Annotated in this window: 13 protein-coding genes and 1 pseudogene; 6 read left to right on the top strand and 8 right to left on the bottom strand. The window is 66.8% G+C overall.

Annotation, left to right across the window (positions count from 1 at the left end):
• Positions 1-548: 548 nt before the first annotated feature.
• Complete coding sequence (locus tag ABDZ36_RS11705) at positions 549-1853, bottom strand: MFS transporter (RefSeq protein WP_343749322.1); 1305 nt, start codon at positions 1851-1853, stop codon at positions 549-551.
• A 197-nt stretch (positions 1854-2050) separates the two neighbouring features.
• Here ABDZ36_RS11705 and ABDZ36_RS11700 point away from each other — a divergent pair, with 197 nt between their 5' ends.
• The 3 genes from ABDZ36_RS11700 to ABDZ36_RS11690 all read left to right on the top strand — a co-directional run bounded on the left by ABDZ36_RS11700 (position 2051) and on the right by ABDZ36_RS11690 (position 5925).
• Positions 2051-2986 (top strand): DMT family transporter, encoded by a 936-nt coding sequence (locus ABDZ36_RS11700; protein ID WP_211312130.1) that lies wholly within the window; start codon positions 2051-2053, stop codon positions 2984-2986.
• Positions 2987-3070: 84 nt separating this feature from the next.
• On the top strand, positions 3071-3634 hold the full coding sequence (locus tag ABDZ36_RS11695; RefSeq protein ID WP_211312129.1) for a hypothetical protein: 564 nt from the start codon (positions 3071-3073) through the stop codon (positions 3632-3634).
• Positions 3635-4437: 803 nt separating this feature from the next.
• The gene (locus tag ABDZ36_RS11690; protein WP_211312128.1) at positions 4438-5925 is read left to right on the top strand and encodes an HTTM domain-containing protein; all 1488 of its coding nucleotides are present in this window, start codon (positions 4438-4440) and stop codon (positions 5923-5925) included.
• A 213-nt stretch (positions 5926-6138) separates the two neighbouring features.
• On the opposite strand, the gene ABDZ36_RS11685 is transcribed toward ABDZ36_RS11690, so the two are convergent.
• Positions 6139-6678 carry a cupredoxin domain-containing protein gene (locus ABDZ36_RS11685; RefSeq protein ID WP_211312127.1) on the bottom strand — a complete coding sequence of 180 codons (540 nt, stop codon included), beginning with the start codon at positions 6676-6678 and terminating at the stop codon, positions 6139-6141.
• Between the two features lie 223 nt (positions 6679-6901).
• Here ABDZ36_RS11685 and ABDZ36_RS11680 point away from each other — a divergent pair, with 223 nt between their 5' ends.
• Positions 6902-7804, top strand: a complete 903-nt coding sequence (locus tag ABDZ36_RS11680) for a COX15/CtaA family protein (RefSeq protein ID WP_211312126.1) — start codon at positions 6902-6904, stop codon at positions 7802-7804.
• On the opposite strand, the gene ABDZ36_RS11675 is transcribed toward ABDZ36_RS11680, so the two are convergent.
• The gene (locus ABDZ36_RS11675) at positions 7801-8283 is read right to left on the bottom strand and encodes a TRAM domain-containing protein (RefSeq protein WP_211312125.1); all 483 of its coding nucleotides are present in this window, start codon (positions 8281-8283) and stop codon (positions 7801-7803) included. The two genes, ABDZ36_RS11680 and ABDZ36_RS11675, sit on opposite strands and share 4 nt — an antisense overlap.
• Positions 8284-8424: 141 nt before the next feature.
• On the opposite strand from ABDZ36_RS11675, the gene ABDZ36_RS11670 reads away from it, so the two are divergent.
• Positions 8425-10938 (top strand): PAS domain S-box protein, encoded by a 2514-nt coding sequence (locus ABDZ36_RS11670; protein ID WP_343749321.1) that lies wholly within the window; start codon positions 8425-8427, stop codon positions 10936-10938.
• Between the two features lie 48 nt (positions 10939-10986).
• On the opposite strand, the gene ABDZ36_RS11665 is transcribed toward ABDZ36_RS11670, so the two are convergent.
• From ABDZ36_RS11665 to ABDZ36_RS11655, 3 genes and pseudogenes are all read right to left on the bottom strand, one after another.
• Positions 10987-12504, bottom strand: coding sequence for a cryptochrome/photolyase family protein (locus ABDZ36_RS11665; protein WP_211312123.1), 1518 nt, complete (start codon positions 12502-12504; stop codon positions 10987-10989).
• Between the two features lie 48 nt (positions 12505-12552).
• Positions 12553-13068 (bottom strand): HTH domain-containing protein, encoded by a 516-nt coding sequence (locus ABDZ36_RS11660; RefSeq protein ID WP_211312122.1) that lies wholly within the window; start codon positions 13066-13068, stop codon positions 12553-12555.
• A 202-nt stretch (positions 13069-13270) separates the two neighbouring features.
• A pseudogene (locus ABDZ36_RS11655) lies at positions 13271-13351 on the bottom strand (MarR family transcriptional regulator); the annotation flags it as partial.
• 233 nt (positions 13352-13584) lie between these two features.
• Here ABDZ36_RS11655 and gfo6 point away from each other — a divergent pair.
• The gene (gfo6, locus tag ABDZ36_RS11650) at positions 13585-14664 is read left to right on the top strand and encodes a D-xylose 1-dehydrogenase Gfo6 (RefSeq protein WP_211312121.1); all 1080 of its coding nucleotides are present in this window, start codon (positions 13585-13587) and stop codon (positions 14662-14664) included.
• Position 14665: 1 nt separating this feature from the next.
• On the opposite strand, the gene ABDZ36_RS11645 is transcribed toward gfo6, so the two are convergent.
• Positions 14666-15646: a tyrosine-type recombinase/integrase gene (locus ABDZ36_RS11645; RefSeq protein ID WP_211312136.1), complete on the bottom strand. Its 981-nt coding sequence runs from the start codon at positions 15644-15646 to the stop codon at positions 14666-14668.
• A gap of 108 nt (positions 15647-15754) precedes the next feature.
• Complete coding sequence (locus ABDZ36_RS11640) at positions 15755-16165, bottom strand: DUF5805 domain-containing protein (protein WP_211312120.1); 411 nt, start codon at positions 16163-16165, stop codon at positions 15755-15757.
• Positions 16166-16241: the final 76 nt, after the last annotated feature.

Below are 16241 nucleotides of genomic sequence, written 5' to 3'. Positions count from 1 at the left end.
TCGCGGCTTCGTGGATCGACGAGTATCTTGGCGGATACCTCCAGAAGTTACGCTAGGTACTAAGCGTCTCGTTCACCAATCAGAAACGCGTCGCATTTCTGATGACGACATACAGCCACTATGGCTGGTCGTCGGTCTGGATCACGGTTTCGTCGACTACAACGTGATCCGGGTTTGCCCTCGGCTAGCTTGTAGACTCGCCTTCTGCACCCAGTTATGCACGGGGGACGAGCACGTTCGACACCAAACCTCTCAATATCGAATATGGTATTCGAAATTGATAGATATTCGAGATTGAGACGAGTACCGAGCTTCATCGCCCAGATCGGTGTCGCTTTTCGCTCCACAAACGCTAACTCAAAGCAATCGCTACTACCGGCGAGGCGGTCGATTTCTGGTGTAGAGCACTAGCAAATCGCACTGTCTCATCCGTCAACTCTAATCTGAACAGTGCCCGCACATCGAGAGGTACAGCTACCGGCGATCCACGCGGAAAAGGGGGCGTGTCAGCAGCAGTCGTCGGTTTTGTCGCGCACGCGTTTAATCGTTCAGTCCGCAGCCGCGGGTTCGGTCTCGGAGTGGTCGGTGGTGCCGCCCGTCTCGACCGTCTCGTCGACCTGCGAGTAGACGAGGAGGAAGCCGAGGAGTGCGAGGACGGCACCGAAGACGAACGGTGCGGCGTAGGACGTCCCGAACGGGAGCGAGAAGCCGGCGAGGTAGCCGGCGGAGAGCGGCCCGATGGCGACGCCGAGGCCGAACGCCATCGTGAGCACGGAGAGGGTCGTCCCGGAGCTCCGCCCCTTCGCGATGTCGCCGGCGAGGGCCATCGCGGGCGCGAAGACGGCCGCGCCCGCGACGCCCTGGAGGAAGCGTGCGACGATCATCCCGAGCGGGGTCGTGACGAACCCCTGTGCGAGCGTCGTAGGGACGAGCAACAGGAGGCCGCCGAGGATGAACGGTTTGCGGCCGTACTCGTCGCTCCACGCGCCGATGGGTGCTTGGAGGAGGACCTGGGCGAGGACGAACGCGGAGAACTCGATGCCGAACCACGTCGCGTTCTGCCCGAGCGTCGTGTTGATCTGGTGGGCGAGCGGTTCGAGGAGGGCGATCCCGACGGCCATGAAGACGGAGGCGACGCCGAGCGTGAAGACGGGATCGAGGAGTTTTCCCTCGCGCTTATGGTCGAGAACGGCGATGCTGAGGTCCTCGCCGGCCTCGTCGCCGAGCTCCTCCGGTTCGGGGTCGGAGACGAGCAGGTGGACGAGGACGGCACCGACGAGCGAGGAGATCGTCGCGACGTAGAACGCCGACTCGAAGCCGGTGATCGAGACGCCGAGGACGCTGTACGGCCCGCCGGCGACGACGCCGCCGGCGACGACGGGGCCGAGGCCAAAGCCGACCATCCGGAAGGTGTTGAAGATCCCCATCGACCCGCCGCGACCGGCGTCCGTGGAGAGCTCGTTGACGAGCGCGACGGTCGCGGGGACGGTGAGCGCGACACCGACGCCCTGCGCGATGCGGATGAGGAGGACGGCGGCGTAGCTCCCGACGAGCGTGTAGACGAAGTTCGCGACGGTCAGGAGGAGCAGACCGGCGATGACGAAGATCTTCCGCTTCCCGCTGCGATCGGAGAGGTTCCCGGCGAACGGCTGGATGGCGCTGTTGAAGAAGCCGAACATCGAGAGGATGATCCCCGTGATGAGCGCGGGCGCGAGTCCGAACGTCCCGCCGGAGACGATGCCGCTGGCGATATAGAGGGGAAGGACGACGATGAGGAAGGAGTTCCCCACCGCGTCGGCCATCCGCGCGAACGCGAGCGCCAGGATGCGCCTGTCGATGTCGAAATAGCCCACTACCGTCTCACCTCGTGTGTGTCGATGTGTGTTTCGTACATAGCGAAGAATGACTGAACAGTTAGTCAGTCCGTAGTACATGCACGGTCGGCCGTGCGTATAAGTATTACGTCGGAAGCACCGCGTGCCGGCTGGTGTCGACCGGTCTGCGCGATCGAATGGACGGATACAAACCGCCCGATGGCGTTCGAGTCGACGTGACTGCGAGACGCGACGCCGCGCTGTATCTCGGGTTGGCCGCGTCTTGGGGGACGGCCTTCGTCGCGACCGACGCCGCCCTCGACACGGTGCCGCCGGTGCCGTTAGCCGCCATCCGGTTCGACCTCGCGGCGCTCGCGCTATTCGTCGTCGTCCTCGCGACCGGTCGAGCGTCCCGCCCGCGCGGGCGCGGTGACTGGGCCCCGATCCTGATCGGCGGGATCTGCAACATCGGCCTCCACCACGCCCTTTTGTTCGCGGGCCAGCGGAGCGTTTCGCCCGCCGTCGCCGCCACGCTCCTCGGCCTCGTCCCCGTGTTGACCCCGGTCGCGACGCGCCTCACACGCGCTGACGAGGGGCTCACTCGACGCGGCGTCGTCGGCATCCTCGTCGGCTTCGCCGGCGTGATACTCATCGCGAACCCCGACCCGTCGAACCTGACGGCGAGCGTCGGTGCCGCCCTCGTCCTCGCCTCCGCGGCCGTCTGGACCGTCGGTGCCGTGTTCACCGACGAGGACGACGCCGCGCTCGGTGGTCTCGCCCTACAAGCGTGGACGTTACTCGTCGGGGCCCTCGCGCTCGACGCGGCCGCCTTCGTCCTCCCCGGCCAGTCGTTCGCGGCGGCGGCGTTCCCCCCGGCGACGGTCGGCTGGGTACTCTACCTCGCGTTCGTGCCCGGCGCGATCGGCTTCCTCGTCTACTTCCGGTTGCTCGATCGCCTCGGCCCCATCGAGATGGGGCTCATCGAGTACGTCATCCCGCCCTTCGCGGCGCTGTTCGGATGGTGGCTCCTCGGCGACACCATCGACGCGGCGACGGTCGGCGGCTTCGTCGCTATCCTCATCGGCTTCTGCCTGCTGAAGGCGGGCGTCCTCCGGCGACGTCTGTACGAGCGGGTGGCTCCCGCGGGTGCGTCGGCGTCGGAGACCGACTGACGGCGGGCAGGCAACGTACCGGTCCCGATTGGTGGTCCACCGGTGCCGGAACGGTTATGCGGTGGCCGATTCACACCATCGGACGTGAGCGAAGATCTCTCCGAGACCGCGGCCGACCTCGCCAGCGACCTCGTCCGCGAGGACATCGTGGTCCTCTCGCGGCCGGACGTCAACCACCGCCTGAAGACGCGCCTCGACATCTCCAAGATCGACCACGACGTCGTGACCGAGGCGTTCGCCGACGAGGGATGGGAGTACAGCCGCCACCTCTACTACCACCCGCAGGGGCTCCGCGACGCGACGACGGACCTTGCGGCCGACCTCCGCGGCGACGGCCGGCTGCTCGTCGCCCACGATGAGGTCTGTGACGAACTGGCGCGGGAGAGCGAGGAGGAGGAGCCGGTCCGCGACCACGTCACCGGGTGGAAACAGGGGGGCTTCGACGAGCTCGTCCGGGGGGCGCTCGAAGAAGCCGGCTGGCGACACGAGACCGTCGAACGCCGCGGGCACGAGCTACGCGTCTACCTCCGCCCGCTGTACGCCGTCTTCGAGGAGAACCACTCGAGCGGGAAGTCGCCGCTCACGACGAACGAGCTCTTCTCGCACTATCTCTCGTCCTCGATGGCCGACGCCCTCGAAGACCGCTGAGCGCCACCCGAGGCAGACGACGTTACGTGCGAGCAGTACTCTCTACCACGCTGTGAGAGCGTGGATGTCGTCCGGATCCAATCATCGTCGTGCAAGAGCTGATATCGGAACCCGACCGTGTCCGCTGGGAGAAACACGCTTCCTCGGTACGTCGTCGCACGCGAGTTGGTCGCACGCGAGTTGGTGGGCGTATTTGGAGTGTTCGTCATGTGCCGCGCTCTCAGCGCGTGTGTCTCCGCGCAAGGCATCCTGCTTGAGGTTCAGCACGCAGTAGCGCGGAGCCTCCATCCTCAAGCGCGAGCGAAGCGAGCGGGAGGGCGGAGAGGAAGCGCGTTCGCATAGGCTTAATACCGCTTGTGACATATTCTGAGATACTGTCGCCCTCGCACAAGTCGGGGACGAGAGGAGCCACAAGTGAACTGGCTCCAGTGGTGCGATACCTCCGCACCCGATATTCGGGAACGACGACCGTGAACGGGTTGAAATCCCGTCCCCCGGCTGGGGGGAGAGCGAGAGGACACCGGAAATTAAATCGGCGGGACAATCCACGGAACGGGTCCGACAACTGCGGTTCGCAGCAACAACTCCGACCCGCTACCCACTTCCTGGACAGTAATAGGAAGCGGGGCCACGTCCACGCATGGGGTCGCGGGACACAATCTCGTTGCGGTAAAGCCCCGCCCTCACAGAGTGACCGACCGCCGCAAGCCGGGAGGGAGCGAGTAGGGTGGGGAGGAAGTCACGCGACTGCGAGCGATTCCACCGATGGGAAGACTTATTCGCGGCCTCGGCGCAACGCCAGTGTGCGGTTCCCGATCCAGTCCGCCGTCGGCGAGCGGGTACGCGCGCTGTTCGCGTCACGTCTCGGCGTCGACCGACGCGCGCTCGCCACATTCCGCGTCGCGCTCGGGCTCCTCCTCTGTCTCGATCTCGTACTGCGGGCGCGAAATCTCCGCGCGTTCTACACGGACGCGGGAGTTCTCCCGCGTGAGACGCTCCACGCGCTCTACCCGACGCTATCACGGCTCTCGCTCCACGCCCTCTCCGGGGCCGTGTGGTTCGAAGTCGTGCTCTTCGTCCTCGCCGCCGGCTGTGCGCTCGCGTTGCTCCTCGGCTACCACAGCCGCCTCGCGCTGCTCGCCTCGTTCGTGCTCCTCGTCTCCCTTCAGGCGCGCAACCCGCTCGTGCTGAACGGCGGGGACTCGCTCCTCCGCCGCCTGCTGTTTTGGGGGCTCCTGCTCCCGCTCGGGGCGCGCTGGTCGCTCGACGCGCGAGCACGGATGCAGAACGGGCTCTCAACGCGCGTCGCCACGGCGGCGTCCGCGGCGCTCCTCCTGCAAGTCGTCCTCGTCTACGTCGTCACGGTGCTGTTCAAACACCAGGGGACGCTCTGGGGACGCGGGCTCGCCGTCCGCTACGTCTTCGATCTTCGGGAGTTCACGGTGTTCCTCGGCCCCGTGCTCGCCGGCCACGCACTCCCCCTCACTGTCGTCAACTATGGCTGGATGGCGCTCCTCGCGTGTGCACCGCTGCTCGTCCTCACGACCGAGCGAGTCCGCGCGGCGCTCGTCGGTGCGTTCGCCCTCGCGCACCTCGGATTGCTCTGCACAATCGGCGTCGGGGTCTTCCCGTTCGTCGACCTCGTCGCGCTCGTCCCGTTCGTTCCGTCGTTCGTCTGGGACGCCGTGGAGCGCCGGCTCAATCGCTCAGGGCTCCCTGCCGCCGCCGACGTGCTCGCGCGTCGACTCCCGACGCCACGAAACGTCACACCGACACTCCCGGCGGGGACGGCGCGCGTCGCAAGCCGCGGGCTTGCCGTCGTCGTCTGTCTCCTCCTCGTCGCGATGTGCGCCTGGAACGCCGCGTCGCTCGGCTACGTCGATGTCGGCGGGAATGAGGGAAGCGTCGATCCGCAGGCCTACGGCTGGAACATGTTCGCACCCAACCCCGTCACGACCGAAGTCTGGTACGTCGCGCCCGCTCGAACGACGGCGGGCGAGCGCATCGACGCGATCACGGGCGAGGCGGTAACGTGGGCCCCACCGCCGTCGTTCGAGCGCCAGTATCCGACGGCACGCTGGCGCAAACTCCTCCGGAACGCGCACAAACGCGATCTCGTGGGGATCCAGCGGGCATACGCCGGCTCCCTCTGTACGCGCTGGAACGCCACGCACGCGGACGGGCTCGAACGGATCTCGATCGCCCTCGCCATCCAAGAGGCGCGACTCGACGGTCCCGAACCCGTGCGACACGATGTCCGGTGGAACGGCACATGCGCGAGCATGACGTGATACCTATGACATCCCCCAGCTCACGCCGAGGTTTCCTCGCGTGGAGGATATCGCTTACCGGCCCACGGAGGCACTCGCGGGTTCGTACGCTCCTCGTTGGCACAAGACGTGGTGACTCTGAACGAGAATGGTCGTTGTATCCCGCGCTGTCGGCGGCCTCGTCGACGATGGCGGCACAGCGGTTCCCACCCATGCCGGTGTGCGGGCGGCGCGTCACGCGTCGAGGACGTGGACGTTCCCCATCATGCCCGCCGGGAGGTGGGGGATGCAGTAGTAGTGGTACCAGCCGGCCGTCTCGAAGGCGTGCTCGTAGCGCTCGCCCGGTGGGATGACGCCACCGCCGTTGCGTTCGTCGATGAATGATCGAGTGGCGGCGACCTCGCCGTCGAACGACCCCGAGGAGAAGAAGCCCGCGCCGGCCGGGAGGCGGGGGTCGTGGGAGTGCGCGGCGTCGCCGGACACGCCGAGGAGCGCCTCGACGCGCTCGTGGTCGTACGTCGCGGCCGTCACAGTGTGGTTGCGCGCGCCCGTGTTCTCCCAGACGAGGGTGTCGCCGGCGACGACCTCAACCGTCGGGACGTCGCGGGGCACCCAGTTCGGGGCGTCGTCGGGGACGGTCGCGGTCGAGCGCGGGACGTAGGCGTCGGAAGTCATCGCCACGTCGTAGTCGGCCCCGGTACCGCCGAGACAGCCGGCCGTCGTCGCGCCGAGCGCGACCGCCGCGCCGCTTGCGAGAAACGCGCGCCGATCCATAGTCGACCGTTGGGCCCACGACGGACTAATACTCCCCGGTCCACCGGCCCGTAGCGTCCGTGGTCCGGCCGACTGCGATCCCGACAAGACGTGCGCGACGACGACGGAGAACTCACGGGCAGCGTGTGTCAGCGTGCTGCTGGCAGCGTACGACGGCGGGCCCCGACAGCGTGCGACGGCGAATCCTGCAGGCATATATACGCGCGTGTCCCTACGGCCGAGCATGGAAACGTCGACGTCGGGACGCTCGCTCGCCACGCTCCCGCGGCGCGTCGGCGGTTTTTTCGTCCGCCACGTCCGCGGGTTCACCGCGCTCACGCTCGTCGTCACGGCCTTCCTCGTCCTCCTCGGCGAGTACACCGCCGCGGCCGGTGCCGGCGCGACCTGCAACAACACCTATCCAGGATGCGCCGGGCAATTCTCGCCGGTCGGCCTCTCGATTCCGCAGTTCATCGAGTGGTTCCACCGGCTCGTCGCGATGAGCGTCGGCTACGTCATCGTCGGGAACGCGGTCCTCCTCTGGTGGGCGCACCGCGGGACGCGCGCCTCCCGAAGCGCGTGGCTCGCCGCGTTCCTCCTCCCGATCCAGGTGGCTTTCGGCGCGCTCACCGTCACCGTCGCCGGCCTCGTCCCCGGCGGCTACGCGCCTCCGACTCAGCTCGTCCACCTGACGACCGCACTTGCCATCTTCGTCGCACTCGTCGCGTCGCTCGTCTGGGTCGACGCCGAGCGCGGCCGTGGCGCGACCGCGACGCGCTTCCAGTACGCCGCGTTCGGCGGCCTCGCACTCCCGGTGTTACAGGCCGTCTTCGCGCGCGGCTTCCTCCTCACCTTCTGGCCGAGCGTCCAGACCGCCTACCACCTCTTCGGCCTGCTCGGGCTCGCCGTCCTCATCGCTCTCATCCTCTGGGCGTTCGACGCCGGCGAGACGGGGATCGCCGTCTACGGGACGATCGGCGCGGTCGCGACGCTCGCGAACACGTATCTCGTCGCCGGCCTCTTCCTCGTCACCGCACGCGTCGAGGCCGTCACGCACGTCCTCCTCGCCGTGCAGTTCGGCTGTTTCGCGCTGCTCGCGCTCGCCGCGAGAAACGTCGAGGTGCGTCCGCGTCGTCGACGCGCTTAGGCCGACTCGTCCGTCTCGACCGGTTCGGCGAACGCCACCGTCTCCTTGACGTCCGTGATCTCGACGTTGAGCTGATCGCCCGGCTTCGTCCCCGGCACGATGACGATGAAGCCGCGTTCGACCTTCGCGATCCCGTCGCCCTGATCGCCGAGCGTGTCGATCGTCACCGTCCGGATGTCCCCCTCGCTGACCGGGGGCTCCTGTGTCTGGCGCTCGCTCGCCCGGTTCCCGGTTCGCGAGCGCGACGACGATGACGGCATCTCGCTCGTGGCGTCAGTCGACGGCGTCTTGTCGGTCGATGGCGCTGCGTTCCCGGCCGTCTCGTCGGACGCAGCGAGCAGCGCGACGCGATACGGGTCGTCGAGCGACAGCGAGCCGTTCTCGACGAGCGACTTCGGAATCGAAACCACGTAGCGGTCGTCGTCGGCCTCGATCTCCGTCTCGAACAGCAGTCGAATCGAATCAGATATCTCTGCCATTACCTCGCGTACGAGGTCAAGAAGTAAAATCCCGCGGATCGACGCGGCTGTGCTGGGGCGTCGCACACGGCGGTCGGTCGGAGGCATCGTCCGACGGGGGATAGCCGGGGTATTCAAGCGTCCGGCCCCTCAATTCCCGTCATGGATGTGTCGCCGGGTTCGTCCCCCCGTGGGCTGGCGTGGGTGCCGATCTCGCTACTCGGTCTCCTCCTCCTGTCGGTCCCGCTCTACGATATGTGGGAGGACACCACGGCGCTCTCGTGGGCTGTCGCGACGACGGCGATCGAGAACGCCCCGTTGATCCTCCTCTCGATCGCGCTCGTCTACGGCGGTATCTGGCTCGGCCGAACGGGCTGGGAGCCCGAATACGTGTGGACGGTCACGAAGTGGAACGTCGGTATCGCGGCCGGGATCGCGGCGCTCTACGTGCTCGTCATCGCCCTCCAGCTGTGGGCGATGCACGACCTCAAACCGGTGATACTCGCGCTCGACGGCGTCCTTTTCGGCTCCGTCGCCGCGTTCGGTGTCGGCGTCTACAACGCCCGACAGCGGCGGACCGAGGCCGACCTCGAACGGAGCCGCGAGGAGTATCGGACGCTCACGAACGACGCCCTCGACACCTCCGAAGTCGCGACCCTCGTCCTCGACGACGACCGTCGCGTCGTCTGGATCAACGAGGCGACGGCGGAGTACTTCGGTCTCGAACGTTCGGCCGTCGTCGGCCGCGAGATGCACGACCTCATCACGGAGCGGATCGCGGACGCGTTCGAGGACCCCGAACGCGTCCGCGATCGGCTCTTCGAGGCGTACGAGCACGACGACGAGACCGTCGAGTTCGAGTGTCACGTCACCGCCGGCCCCGAGCGCGAGGAGCGCTGGCTGAAACACTGGAGTAAGCCCATCGAGAGCGGGCGCTACGAGGGTGGGCGCATCGAGCACTACACGGACATCACGGCGACCAAACGCCGCGAGCAGGAGCTCGACGCCCGCGAGCGGACGCTCCGCGAGATGTACGAGATCATCTCAGACCCCGAGCGCGACTTCGACGCGAAGGTCGAGGCGCTCATCGACATCGGCCGCGACCTCTTCGACGCAGAGTACGGGTCGTTCGCACGGATCGACCCCGACGAGGGCGAGTACCACATCGAGGCCGTCCGGTGCGAGGACGCCGATCGCACAGCGGGCGACATCATCCCGCTCACCCAGACGCACTGCCAGCGCCTCGTGGAAGAAGAGCGCACCGTGCAGTTCGAGGCCCGGCCGTTCGACGTCCCCAAGCAGGCCTACGGAACGGACGCGGGCTTCGAGACGTACGTCGGGACGCCGGTCTACGTGGACGGCACGCTCTACGGGTCGCTGTGCTTCCTCGATCGCGACGAGGCCGACCCGTTCGACGACTGGCAGCTGACGATGGTCGAGTTGATGGGCAACTGGATCGGCTACGAGCTCGACCGGAAACGCCTCATGGAGGAGCGCCGCCGTCGCCTCCGCGAGGAGGAGTCGAAGTTCGAGGAGGTCGTCGAGGGCGTCGACAACTACGCGATCTTCGCCCTCGACACGGAGGGGCACGTCACCTCGTGGAACCAGGGGGCGGCGCGGATCAAGGGGTACGAAGAGGACGAGATCGTCGGCGAACACTTCTCCGTCTTCTACCCCGCGGAGGACGTCGAGAACGGCCTCCCCGAGACGCTCCTCGAGGAGGCACGCGAGAACGACCGTACCCACCACGAGGGGTGGCGCGTCCGAAAGGACGGCACGCGTTTCTGGGCGGACGTGACGATCGCCGCCCGCCGCGACGCCGACGGCGACCTCCGCGGATACACGAAGGTCGTCGAGGACATGACCGAGCAGCGCGAGCGCGAACGCGCTCTCGAGCACGAGCGCGAGCGCCTGGAGTTCATGAACCGGATCATCCGGCACAACATCCTGAACGGGCTGAACCTCGTCGACGCGCGGGCCGACCTGCTCGCGGACGAGTACGTCGAGGACGACGCGGCGCGTGCGCACCTCGAAACGATCCGCGAGCGCGTCGACGATCTCGCGTCGGTCATCGACACGATGCGGACGTTCATGGACGCCGTCGTCCGCGAGAGCGAGCACGAGACCTATCCGGTGTCGCTCCGCGACGCCCTGGACGAGAAGGTCGCACTCGCTCGCGACTCCTACCCCGAGGCCACGTTCACGACGCACGACCTCCCCGATCCCGAGACGACCGTCGTTGGCGACGACCTCGTCGGCGAGGTCTTCGAGAACGTCCTCTCGAACGCCGTCGTTCACAACGACAAGGAGACGCCCGAAGTCGAGGTGTGGACGACCCGGACGACCCGCTCGGTGGCGATCGACACCGAGACCGGCGAGATCCTCCCCGACTTCGACGCCGGCCGGCCGGACGTCGAGGCAGTCGAGCGAGAGCGCCCCGCGATCGTCGTCCACGTCGCCGACAACGGGCCGGGCATCCCCGACGACGAGAAGGACGACGTCGTCCGCAAGGGCGTCTCGGAGCTCAACGAGCCCGGCAACGGCTTCGGACTCTACCTCGTGAAGGAGATGATGGACGCGTACGGCGGGTCGATCAGCGTCCGCGACAACGACGCTATCGACGACGCGCGCGGCACCGTCTTCGATCTCGTGTTCCCGATCGCCGACGAGGAGTGACGCGACCGCCTCGCGTGGCGTGCCCGGCGCTCGTGCATTCGCGGGCGCTCACTCCGTCCGCGGCGACTCGCCGTCGTCCGTCGCCGCGCGTACGTCGGTGGCGCGCTCCCGGATCGCCGCGAGGTCGCCCGCGTCGCGTTTGTCGTCGAGGTGGCCGTAGACGAGCCCCATCCGGTGGTTCGAGCGGAGCGCGTCCTCGTTCGCGGCGGGGAAGTCCCAGTAGAGCGCGTTGAACGGGCAGGCGTCCGCGCCGACCGTCGCGTCCGGGTCGTACGGACACCCGTCGCAGTAGTCGCCCATCCGGTCGAGGTAGTTCGCCGACGCCGCGTAGGGTTTCGTCGCGAACAGATCGGCCGCGTATTGTCCCATCTCGACCGTGTTCGGCGTCGACACCCAGTGGTAGCCATCGACGAACGCGACGTGGAACCAGCGGTTGAGTTCGTGAGGGTCGACGCCGTAGAGCAACGCGAAGTTCGAGAGCACCATCAGGCGCTGGATGTGGTGGGCGTAACCACGTTGTCGGACGCCAGCCACGGCGGCGTCGAGACACGCCATGTCGGTGTCGCCGCTCCAGTACAGATCGGGCAGGTCGCGCGTCGCGTCGAGGCGGTTCGCGTCCGCGAGGTCGGGCATCCCCACGCGGTAGGCGTGACGGACGAACTCGCGCCACCCCAACACCTGCCGGACGAACCCCTCGACGCTCTCGATCGGGACGTCGTCGCGTTCGTCGTAGGCCTCAACGGCGGCGTCGACGACCTCGCGCGGCCCGAGGAGCCCGAGGTTCAGCGGCGCTGAGAGGAGCGCGTGATCGAGCATCGGCTCGCCTTCGACCATCGCGTCCTCGTACGGGCCGAAGTCGGGGAGGCGGTGCGTCACGAAGTCGTCTAGCGCCGCGAGCGCGTCGGCACGCGTGACCGGCCACCCGAAGGGCTCCGGGTCCGCCCACGTCCCCGCGTTCACGTCCGCGTAGTCGTCCTGTACCGACCGTGTCGTCGCGTCCGGATCGAACGTCGGCACGTCGGGTGCCTCGTAGTCGTCCGGCGGCGTCTCTCGGTTCGCCTCGTCGTAGTTCCACTCGCCGCCGACGGGTTCATCGCCCTCCATCAGCACGCCGGTCTCGCGGCGCATATACCTGTAAAAGTCCTCGTGGCGGAGCGCGCCGCCGTCGTACCAGTCGTCGAAATCGGCGGGCGAACAACAGAACAGTTCGTTCTCGACGACGCGCAACGTGCCGCCACGCGTCTCAACGAGGTCGCGCAAGCGATCCGCCGCGCCGTAACTCGCCGGGCGCATGACGACGAGGTCGTCGCCCGGATGAGCGTCGAAGTGCGCATCGAGACCGTCGCCGAACGTCGCCGTCTCGTGGTAGTCGACGGGCCGGCCGTCCTCGCGGAGCGCGTCGCGAAAGTGGCGCATCGCGCTCGCGACGAGCGTGCGTTTGTGCGGGTGGTAGGCGTGGCGGGCCGCGAACGCGCGCGCCTCGATCATGAGGACGCGCTCGTCGGGGCGGGCGGCGAGTGGGCCGGCGCGGCGGGTGAGTTGATCGCCGAGAACGAGGACAGTCATGAATGCTCCGTCGGGAACTACCGGGATGGCCGGTACGGCCCGGCCGGACTATGCCTCGAGCGGGGCTTCGAGACGAGCGACGTCGAGTTCGATCGTCGTCCTATCGTCCGAGACGGACGTGATCTGCCCGGCGACGACGAGCCCCGTGTGTGGCGTCGGGCCGATCGCGATCGGATCGCCGACCTCGACGTCGACGGGGTCGGTGAAGGTGATCTCCGCGTTGCACTCGTCCGGGTGGTTCACTTCGAGGAAATCGATCACTTCGACCGTGACGTCGACGCGGTCGTAGTCGCGGGCGACCGTAAGGTCCTCCGCGTCCGCCTCGTCGAGGTCCTGCTGGTCGAGCGCCTCGTACGCGTTCGTCGTCGGCTTATACCCCCCGCGCGGGCCGGGGATTCCCTCGACGAGGTCGAGGGCCTTCAGCGTCTGCATCTGGTTGCGTATCGTTCCGGGGTGGCGATCGACCGCCTCCGCGATCTCCTCTCCCGTCATCGGGGATTCCGTAGACTGATAGCCGTCGATAAGCGCGTTGAGAATCGCTTGCTGCGAGTCAGTCAGATCCATCGATTCTTACCCGACGTAGGGCATATACGGGCATATACGTTTGGATCCACCCCCATCTATCGCTGTGACGGTCAGCCCATGAGGACAATTTTTCGACAGCCTAGCTCGACGTCCTTCACATCTAAATTATATATACATTCTAAATCAGAGTGTTTCGGCGCTTATTGATGATGTACTCGGTGAGTCGAGAGCGGAAGCGATCACCGAGAACCTGATCAGGGACCGAAAGATCCGCGGGCTCGTCCTCGCTCGTGTTCTCGAATGTGTCCCGGTCGATGGACATTGTGGAAAGGAGGTACGTCATCCGCTGTAAAGAGTGTTAGATATGAAAGCTACGAAATTTCTGAAGGTGAATCACTGTCCATCGCGAAGGCGTTCAAGAACCGTATGCATTGAGACAGCCAGTCTCAACTACTGGGCAACTCATTTGTATATAGCGATATAGAATATATATGGTGCTGGCGCGACGCGGCCCGCTATGAAAATGCTTATCCAATATTGAATTAATATTCATCTATGTCTGATCTCGCAGCGTTCCTCGATTCGTTCGACGAACGGGACTGGCAGGAAGCCGACGCCGCGGACGGCCCCGTGCGGTTCGCGATGGTCGGCGTCGGCTGGTGGGTGACCGATCAGGCCGCCCCCGCCGTCGCGGCGAGCGAGCTCTGTGAGACGACCGTTCTCGTCTCCCGCGGCAAGGAGAAGGCCGCACAGGCTGCCGCGGATCTCGGCGTCGCACACGGGCTCTCCTCGGCGGAGTTCGCCGACGGCGTCGCCGCCGACGATTACGATGCCGTCTACGTCTGCACGCCGAACGCCGCCCACCTCGAAACCGTCGAGACGGCCGCGGCACTCGGCAAACCGGTTCTCTGCGAGAAGCCGATGGAGGCTTCAGCGGAGCGCGCTGAGGCGATGATCGAGGCCTGCGAGGCCGCTGACGTCCCGCTGATGATCGCCTATCGGATGCAGACCGATCCCGTCGTCCGCCGGGCGCGCGAACTCGTCGCCGCGGGCACGATCGGCGATATCGCGCACGTCCACGGTCACATGAGCCAATCGCTGTTGCGCGACATGTTCTCCGATCCCGACCAGTGGCGCTTGAACCCGGAGCTCGCCGGGCCGGGCGCGTCCGTCACCGACCTCGGCGTGTACCCGCTCAACACGACGCGCTTCGTCCTCGACGCCGACCCGCTCGCCGTCCAGTCCATGCTCTACAGCGAGCACGAAGGATTCGAGGACGTCCCGGACGAGCGCGCGGCGTTCACCGTCCGCTTCCCCGACGGCGTCTTCGCGTCCTTCTCCGCGAGTCAGCAGGCCCACGAGACCGGCTTCCTCCGGATCGTCGGCACCGAGGGTGAGATCGCCCTCGATCCCGCCTTCTTCAACCGGAACGACGCCGGCCTTACCGTCGCGCGCGGCGAGCAGGCGGCCGAGATCGACTTCGATCCCGTCGATCAGATGGAAGAGGAGTTCGACTACTTCGCCGATCGCCTCCTCACCGGCCGCGAGATCTACCCGGACGGCGAGCACGGCCTCACCGACATTCGTGCCGTCGAGGCGATCCTCGCCGGCGAGACCGAGATGCGCACGCTCTGAGCTAGCCGAGCGAATACACGTTTTCGAGGTAGACGTCCCGCACTCGATCCCCCCAGTTGTGCGTGTAGGTGTCGATGACGTCCGCAGCGACGTCGCCACGGAGGTATTTCACGATGCCGCGATCGCCCGTCCGGTCACGGAGATGCGTCGTGAAGAAGTGTCGGAAGTAGTGGGGCGTGACGTTCTCGCTCGCACCGCCACCGGTCCGGTACCAGCCGGCGTCGCGGGCGTATTTCGTCACTGTCTCGCGAACCATCTCCGGGGTGAGGCGTGCGCCCCACGCGTCCCGTGTCGAGCAAAAGAGCGGCTCCGCGTCCGAACGCGCGTCCGGGCGGACGGCCAGCCATGCCGCGAGCGCGGCGCGGAGTTCCCGATCGACCGGGAGGAGCGTCACGCGTTTGCGCTTATTCGACGCGCTCCGTACCTCTCCGTTCGTTGCCTCACCCGTCGAAATATCGGGATCGACGAAGAGTGTGTCCGGCCGGCCGTCGAGTCGCCCGCGCGTCCCGAGGTCGGGATAGGCATCACGAACACCGCCATGTGAGAGACGGAGATCCCGTAGATCGAGGTTGCAGAGTTCGCCGACACGGAGGCCGGTTTTGAGGAGCGTGAGGAGCACCGCGCGATCGCCCGGGTGCGTGATCCCCGCGACGAACTCGCGCATGCGCGAGACCGTGATCTCCCGGCGCGTCGGGTCGGCGTCGATGGACTCGTCCATCTCCTCGACGACGAGCGTCATCGGGTTCGCGTCGAACGCACCGACCTGCGTCATGTACGAGTAAAACCGGTTGCAGTACGAGGCGTAGGTCGCGACGGTCGATTCGGCGTACTCCCCGCGCAGCGAGGCGACCCACGCGAGGCAGGCGCGCCGGTCCGCGTTCGCAGGGCCCGTAATACCGCGGTCGGCGAGAAACGCCTCGAACCCCCGGAGAACGCGCTCATAGGCCGCACGCGTCCGCTCGTGCTTCCCGTGGTAGCCCATGTCTTCGAGGAAGTATGTGATAGGGTCCTCGACGTCGGCCGGCTCTGCATCGCTCACGCGATCGACCCCCGTCGAACGCACCGACCAGTCGAACCGAGCGGGTCAACACTACTCATGTGCACTGCCCCGCTCGTCGTCCTCTCGGAGGACGTAGCCGCCGTCCCGTGGGCTGTACTTTACGACGCCGCGCTCCGTGAGGTCGTCCAGCGTCTCCTCCAGACGCTCTTCGAAGTCGCCGGCGAGCGCGTCGACGAGCGTCTCCCAGCCCGCGACGTCGCGCTCGCGGAGCTCGTCCAGGACACGCCGGTCGAGCGACGACGTCGAGTCCTCGAGCTCCTCGCTCCCCCCGGGATCGCTCGTGCTCTCGTCGGCGAGGCCGAGGTCGCGAACGCCCGCCTGCACCATCATCCGGACGAACTCGCTCTGTGAAACCCCCATCTCGTCCGCGCGCTCCACCCACGTTTCCTTCTGGTAGCGCGGGACGTACGTCTTCACCGAGACGCGGTCGTCGTCGCTCACGCGTTCCACCCCGGAACCGTTAGTAGCTTCGTGGACAGTTCGCGTTGAAGTGGTCTTAGAGGGCTCTTGAGCACCG

The organism is Halarchaeum salinum (genome assembly GCF_039520965.1).
Lineage (GTDB): Archaea > Halobacteriota > Halobacteria > Halobacteriales > Halobacteriaceae > Halarchaeum > Halarchaeum salinum.
Note: the sequence above shows the minus strand (reverse complement) of the source record. Positions and strands in the feature narration are given on the sequence as shown.